A 585-nucleotide genomic window follows, 5' to 3' on the forward strand; every position below is an offset into this window, starting at 1 on the left:
ACCAAAAACAGCAATAACAAAACCACCACCACCAGGTCCGCTGTACTGAGTGTCTTGATCATGAATACGCAACTATGAAGGCCCCGGAATACCTGAAGCCTCCGGGATTCTGGTTTCTTGTTTCCGGTTTGAAGTTTCCGGTTTCTCGTTTGAGATTCAATAGTCTAAGGTTTAAAGTTAATTTGCCCGGGAAGGAAACCTTAGACCTTAGACTTTAAACCTTAAACTTAAAATGCCTTTCACCTTTCACCTCTCACCTTTTACCCTTCGCCTTTCACCTTTCACCTCTCACCTCTACCCCACCCGCAGCGCGCCGGTTGTGAACGGGGTGACCGGCGTCTCCGACGGTGTCCGCCCCTGCTCCACCGACAGCTTCACATTCGGCAGCTGCGGCAGCACCAGCTTCCCGAACAGCTCACATTCCTCGATCAGCGGGTAACCCGACAGGATAAACGCACGGATCCCCATATCCATATAACGGTTCATCTTTTCCAGGATCTGCTCCGGCGTGCCTACCAATGCGCCTCCGCAGCCCGACCGGGCCCGTCCGATACCCGTCCACAGCATCGGCTCCACAAAGTCGTC

Annotated in this window: 1 protein-coding gene; it reads right to left on the reverse strand. The window is 53.3% G+C overall.

What is annotated here, in order from left to right:
- Window positions 1–294: 294 nt before the first annotated feature.
- On the reverse strand, window positions 295–585 hold a 291-nt coding region (locus ABD851_RS14400; RefSeq protein ID WP_425549955.1), incomplete at its 5' end, for an LLM class oxidoreductase.

Origin of the sequence: Compostibacter hankyongensis (assembly GCF_039541075.1) — a bacterium.
Taxonomy (GTDB): Bacteria; Bacteroidota; Bacteroidia; order Chitinophagales; family Chitinophagaceae; genus Compostibacter; species Compostibacter hankyongensis.